Genomic DNA, 6,355 nt, shown 5'->3' on the forward strand with positions numbered 1-6,355 from the left:
GCATCGAGAGCATGACGACGGAGACACGGGATGCCGCCATGGCCGGCGGCCGGCTGTTCGAGTCGACCGTGACGGCCACGACTCCGGCATCCGCCGACCTCGACGCCCTCCGTGCGGATCTGGAACGCATCGCCGCCGAAATCCAGGTCGACATCACGCTGGAGTGACTCAGCTCGAGCCCGGCTCGGGGGAAGGCACGTCGACATTCGAGTACCGGCGCACCCAGTACTCCGTGTAGGCCACATGCGCGGACGCTGCTGCGGATGCGGCAACGGGGTCCGCCGCTGCGAGTCCACGCAAGATCGCCCGGTGCCCCTCGTCGGAGTGCATCTTCAATTCGGCGGCATCGTGAGCATCGGGGATGCGATACGCGCGTGAGCGCGACCGAAGCACGTCGATCAGACTCGTCAGGGCAGCGTTCCCCGCCACCCCTGAGATCATCATGTGGAACTGGTGGTCGAGACGGGAATGGATCTCGAAATCTTCGCTGGCCTCGATCTCGTCGAGCACGCGCCCGAGCCTCTCGACCGTGACCTGGTCGATGCGCGCAGCAGCCAGCGCGGCCGCGTGCGGCTCGAGAACGCGTCGGAGCTCCGTGAGCTCGAGCACCCCCGCCATCGGCAGTAGGCCTACGGTGAGCGAAAGGCTCCCGATGAGATCCGCAGCGCGGAGTTCACCCACGTAGCTCCCGGAGCCGTGGCGTGTCTCGAGGACGCCGAGAGCCGCGAGCATTCGGATCGCCTCGCGCAGTGAGCCGCGTGACACGCCGAGCCGCTCACACAATTCACCCTCACTGGGCAAGCGATCGCCCGGACGCAGTGCACCGTCGGCGATCAGCGTCCGCAGCCCGTGAAGCGCCGTGTCCAACGCACGCATACTCATCCTCCCTGATGTCGCCGGTCTTCTGAGAGCCGGTCCATTGGCGACACACTCGTATAACAACTTTCGTCAATTCTCCGGGTTTTGTGGCACAAACGGAAGAGTTCTGGCAAGGTTGTGCAACAACTTCCCCCACCCCCTGCGAGGACACATGACGGCTGCAGAGACGCTCACGCCGATTCGGCTGAAGTCGTTCGGCCGTGCGCGAGAGGCATGGCCCCTCGATCCGGATGTCGTGCACCTCAACCACGGATCCTTCGGTGCCGTACCGGCCCCGGTCGTCGCCGTCCAGGATGCGCTGCGCCTGCGAGCGGACCGCAGCCCCGTGGACTGGTTCCCCCGACTCGCCTCCCTCGTCGAGGAGGCGCGGGAGCTCACGGCTCCGTTCGTCGGAGCGCGCCCCGACGACAGCGTTTTCGTACCGAACGCCTCAGCCGCGGCGACCGTGGTGTACAACTCCCTCCGACTCGAGTCGGGCGATGAGATCCTCGTCACCGACCATGGATACGGCGCCGTCACCATGGGCGCACAGCGTCTCGCCCGCCGTTTCGGTGCCGCGGTTCGCACCGTGGAGCTGCCGCTGATGGCATCCGACGACGAGATCGTGCAGCGGTTCGCCGATGCGCTCAGCGCACGCGCGCGCCTCATCGTCGTCGACCAGATCACATCCCCGACAGCGCGAAAGCTGCCCACCCGCCGGATCGCCGACCTCGCCACTGAGCGCGGCGTGCGCACGCTGGTCGACGGTGCACACGGTCCCGGGCTCGTCCCGCAGGCCGCTGCGCAGGCCGGCGGCGACTGGTGGTTCGGGAACCTGCACAAGTGGCCGTGTGCCCCTCGAGGATCCGCGCTGCTCGTGACGGCCGCGGAGGACCGGGACGAGCTGTGGCCGCTGATCGACTCGTGGGGCGCGGTCGAGCCGTTCCCCCGCCGCTTCGACACGCAGGGCACCGTCGACGTCACCAGCTACCTCGCATCTCCGGCGGCCATCTCCTTCGTCGAGGACGAGTACGGGTGGGATGCGACCCGTCAGGCCATGTCGAAGATCGCCGATGCCGGGGCCGAGGTCATCGCCGATGCTCTGCGCCCGTACAGCGCCGGTGAACCGCTCACCCCGCTTCCCTCACCGGTGCCGTCGATGCGCCTGGTCCGCCTTCCCGACGGACTCGGTGCCACGCGCGAGGAAGCCGACGAACTCCGCATGCAACTGCTCGACGAGACCGGAGTGGAGACGGCGTTCACCAGCTTCCGCGGTGTCGGCTACTTCCGGCTCTCGGTGCATCTGTACAGCGAAGCGGCCGATTTCGAAACGTTCGCCGAGCGCTGCGTCCCGCAGATCCTCCGCCGCGCCGGCATCCGCATCCCCGTCCCGACCACCACGGTCTCCTAAACCACAACCCCCACCCCCAACCCCTGAAGAGAGGCACATCGTGAAGCACAAGCTCTTGACGACGGCCGCGAGCATCGGCACCGTCGCCGCACTCGCCCTGACCGGCTGCTCATCCGGCGGTGGCCAGTCCGCCGACGGCACCGTCACCCTGCAGATGGTGGAAAGCCTGACCAACCCGGCTCGCACCGACCTGATCAAGGGCCTCCTCGCCGACTTCGAGAAGGAGAACCCGAAGATCAAGGTCAAGCTGGTCTCGCCGCCCACCGAGCAGGCCGACCAGAAGATCCAGCAGATGCTGCAGTCCGGAAAGGGCGTCGACGTCCTCGAGGTGCGCGACATCACCGTCGGGCCGTTCTCAAACAACGGCTGGCTGTACGACATGACCGACGACCTGTCGAGCTGGGAAGGCTGGGACGCGCTCACCGAGAACGCGCAGTCGGCTTCGAAGGCCGAGGACGGCAAGACGTATTTCGTCCCCTACGGGTTCTACGGTCTCTCGCTGTTCTACCGCAAGGACCTCGTGGAGCAGGCAGGCTTCGATGGTCCGCCGCACAGCTGGAAAGACCTGCTCGAGCAGGCGTCGGCGATCCAGGACCCCTCGAAGAACATCTACGGCTACGCGTTCCGGGGCGGGCAGAACGCCAACAGCAACGTCGTCGCGGCGATCGAGGCGTACACGATCGACGGACTCGACGTAGACAGCGCCTTCCTCATGAAGGACGGCTCCACGATCTTCGCCGCACCCGAGGCGCAGGAGGCCGTCGACGACTACTTCGCGCTGTTCGAGAAGGCCTCGCCGCCCTCAGCCGTGTCGTGGGGCTACCCGGAGATGGTCGCCGGCTTCACCAACGGCTCGACCGCCTTCTTGCTGCAGGACCCCGAGGTGATCGCCACCGTGCAGGACTCCCAGCTGAAGCCGGAACAGTGGGACACCGCTCCGCTACTCGTCGGCCCGAGCGGCAAGGCGGCGCAGCCGTTGGCCGTCGCCGGCTGGGGCGTCGCCGAGAACAGCGAGCACAAAGAGGCCGCGGTCAAGCTCGTCCAGTTCCTCTCGTCCGAAGGCCCGGCGACCGAGTTCGCCCAGGCCAACAGCCTGGTGCCGATCATCAAGGCAGCCGCCGAAGACGACTTCTACTCCTCCGGCCCCTGGACCAGCTACGTCACGATGACCGAGAACCCCGACACCTACGTGAACGTGCGCCAGCCGCGTGGCGTCAGTTGGTGGACGGAATGGATCCAGAAGTCCGACCAGGACGTCCAGAGCGTGCTGCTCGGCAACATGACGACCAGCGAGCTGCTGGAGTCGTGGGACGCCTTCTGGACGGAGAAGTACGCGTCGGAGAAGGGCTGACCCGTGGCACGCCCGATTCGCGAAAGAGGCTCCGCCGGCTCGGCCGGCGGGGCCTCCCCGGCATCCCGCCGCCGCGCGTTCGGCCGTCGGCAGGCGCTGATCCTGCTGGCGTTCATGGCGCCGGCGATCGTCTTCGTCTGCTGGTTCACCTACTGGCCGATGCTCCAGGGCGCGCGGATGGCGTTCCACGACTGGAATCTGTGGGATCTCACGTCCACGCCGTTCGTCGGCTTCGACAACTTCCTCACCGTGTTCCGGGATCCCGCGTTCCCCGTGGTCGCCTGGAACTCCGTGCTGTGGGTCGTCGGCTCGCTGGTCCCGCAACTTGTGATCGGGTTCCTCATCGCACTGGCGCTGCGCAAGCGATTCCGCTTCCGAGGGCTGTACCAGGCGCTGGTGTTCTTCCCCTGGGCGGTGTCCGGCTTCCTGATCGGGATGCTGTTCCGCTGGATGTTCAACGCCGAGTTCGGTGTCGTCAACGACCTGCTCATGAAATCGGGACTCATCTCGCAGCCGGTGCCGTGGCTCGCTGACCCGAAGGCCGCGATGTTCGCTGTCATCGTCGCGAACGTCTGGTATGGCGTCACGTTCTTCGCCATCATGATCCTCGCAGCCCTACAGTCGGTGCCCGACGAGGTGCTGGAGGCGGCGAGCCTGGACGGCGCCGGAAAGGCCCGTCAGCTCTTCTCGATCATCATCCCGTACATCTCGATGACGCTCCTGCTGACCGTGCTTCTGCGGGTGATCTGGATCTTCAACTTCCCCGACATCATCTACGCGATGACGAACGGCGGTCCGGCCAACCAGACCCACATCGTGACGACCTGGATGATCAACTACACGCAGCAGGGCAACTACGGCATCGCCAGCGCCATCGGGCTGATCGTGGTGGCGTTCCTGTTCGTCTTCTGCGCGTTCTACCTGATGGCGATGAGGAGAGTGCAACGATGACGATGCTGACCGGCACTTCGACGAGCAGTTCCGCGCCGAGCGAGACTCGCCAGATCACCGTCCCCGATCCGGCATCCGCTCCCCGCGGCCCCCGCAAGGTGACGGTGGGCGGCGTGGTGCGCGTCATGGGACTGGCCCTCTGGCTGATCGTCACGCTGTTCCCGCTGTACTGGATCGCGCTGACCTCCTTCAAGGCACCGGGCACGATCAACTCGTACCCCCTCGAGTACTGGCCGAGTCAGCCGTCGCTGGAAAACTACGCCAGCCTGTTCCAGAACAGCAGCTTCGGCGTGTTCCTGGCGAACTCGACGATCGTCGCGCTCGCGGCTGGCGCCGTGGCCACCCTGATCGCCCTGCTGAGCGCCTATGTGATCGCACGCTTCGAGTTCCGCGGCAAGGGACCTGTGCTCATCGCCTTCCTCCTCACCCAGATGATCCCCGCGTTCATCGCCCTGGGTCCGCTGTACTCGATGATGACCGATCTCGGGTTGGTGGACACGAAACCAGGTCTGATCCTGGTGTACATCGCAATCTGCATCCCGTTCTCGACGGTGATGCTGCGCGGCTTCTTCGAGAACGTCCCCGACGCACTCGAAGAGGCGGCGATGATCGACGGATGCTCGCGGCTCGGTGCACTGTTCCGGGTGCTCGTCCCGGTGATGACCCCGGGCATCATCGCCGCGTTCATCTTCAACTTCGTGAACTGCTGGAACGAGCTGTTCCTGTCGGTAGTTCTGATGAACACCGACGAGAACCGCACCGTCCCGTCTGCGCTGAACGGCTTCATCTCCACATTCAACATCGACTGGGGCTCGATGTCCGCAGCCGCCGTGCTGACCATCCTCCCGACGATGGTGATGTTCGCTCTCGCGAGCCGTTGGATTGTGCAGGGACTGACCTCCGGGGCCGTCAAGGAGTGACTCGGCCGCCCCGCCGCCCTCGCGGCGGGGCGACTGCGCTTCAGACCAGCCGCTGCTTCGGCGACACCGAGTAGGTGTCCTCCGGGTCGTCGTGCACGACGCCGTCGAGCGCGGTGTCGATGGCCGTCATCACGTCAGCGGCGAGCTTCACACCCGACGCCTTCACCGTGTCGGCGAGCTGCTCCGGGCGCGAAGCGCCGACGAGAGCGGCGGCGACGTTCGGATTCTGCAGCACCCAGGCGATCGCCAGCTGCGGCATCGTCAGGCCGGCATCCTGGGCGATGGGTTTGAGCCGCTGCACGGCGGTGAGGATGTCGTCCTGCAGGAACCGCTGGATGAAGTGCGAACCCGAGTGCGGGTCGGTCGCCCTCGAACCATCCGGCACCGGCTGACCGGGGAGGTACTTTCCGCTGAGCACGCCCTGCGCCATCGGCGACCACACGATCTGCGAGATGCCGAGCTCCGCGGATGCCGGGACGACTTTGCCCTCGATCACGCGGTGCAGCATCGAGTACTGCGGCTGGTTCGAGATCAGCTGGAATCCGAGCTGTGTCGCCAGCGCGTGCCCCTCGCGCAGCTGCTCGGCGGTCCACTCCGAGACGCCGATGTACAGCGCCTTGCCCTGGCGGACGACATCGGCGAACGCCTGCATCGTCTCCTCGAGCGGCGTCTCGTGATCGTACCGGTGCGCCTGGTACAGGTCGACGTAGTCGGTGTCGAGGCGCTCGAGCGAGCCGTTGATCGACTCCATGATGTGCTTGCGGCTCAATCCGGTGTCGTTCGGGCCCTTCGGCCCGGTCGGGAAATACACCTTCGTGAAGATCTCCAGGCTCGCCCGGCGCTGGCCTGCCAGCGCCTTGCCGA

At 66.2% G+C, this 6,355-nt stretch carries 6 protein-coding genes; 4 read left to right on the forward strand and 2 right to left on the reverse strand.

Going from position 1 to position 6,355, the window contains the following annotated elements:
* Positions 1 to 168: 168 nt before the first annotated feature.
* Entirely contained in the window at positions 169 to 876 is a 708-nt protein-coding gene (locus RIN18_RS17070) for a GntR family transcriptional regulator (RefSeq protein WP_309105179.1), read from the reverse strand.
* Between the two features lie 154 nt (positions 877 to 1,030).
* On the opposite strand from RIN18_RS17070, the gene RIN18_RS17075 reads away from it, so the two are divergent.
* The 4 genes from RIN18_RS17075 to RIN18_RS17090 are packed head-to-tail and all read left to right on the forward strand — an operon-like array spanning position 1,031 to position 5,491.
* On the forward strand, positions 1,031 to 2,269 hold the full coding sequence (locus tag RIN18_RS17075) for an aminotransferase class V-fold PLP-dependent enzyme (RefSeq protein ID WP_309105180.1): 1,239 nt from the start codon (positions 1,031 to 1,033) through the stop codon (positions 2,267 to 2,269).
* A gap of 40 nt (positions 2,270 to 2,309) precedes the next feature.
* Complete coding sequence (locus RIN18_RS17080) at positions 2,310 to 3,620, forward strand: sugar ABC transporter substrate-binding protein (RefSeq protein ID WP_309105181.1); 1,311 nt, start codon at positions 2,310 to 2,312, stop codon at positions 3,618 to 3,620.
* A 3-nt stretch (positions 3,621 to 3,623) separates the two neighbouring features.
* Positions 3,624 to 4,571 carry a sugar ABC transporter permease gene (locus tag RIN18_RS17085; protein ID WP_309105182.1) on the forward strand — a complete coding sequence of 316 codons (948 nt, stop codon included), beginning with the start codon at positions 3,624 to 3,626 and terminating at the stop codon, positions 4,569 to 4,571.
* Complete coding sequence (locus RIN18_RS17090) at positions 4,568 to 5,491, forward strand: carbohydrate ABC transporter permease (RefSeq protein WP_309105183.1); 924 nt, start codon at positions 4,568 to 4,570, stop codon at positions 5,489 to 5,491. Before RIN18_RS17085 ends, RIN18_RS17090 begins: the two co-directional genes overlap by 4 nt.
* Before the next feature lie 40 nt (positions 5,492 to 5,531).
* Here the strand turns inward: RIN18_RS17090 and RIN18_RS17095 are convergent.
* The coding region (locus RIN18_RS17095; RefSeq protein WP_309105184.1) for an aldo/keto reductase at positions 5,532 to 6,355 on the reverse strand (824 nt) is incomplete at its 5' end.

This window comes from Microbacterium sp., from assembly GCF_031179285.1.
Taxonomy (GTDB): Bacteria; Actinomycetota; Actinomycetes; order Actinomycetales; family Microbacteriaceae; genus Microbacterium.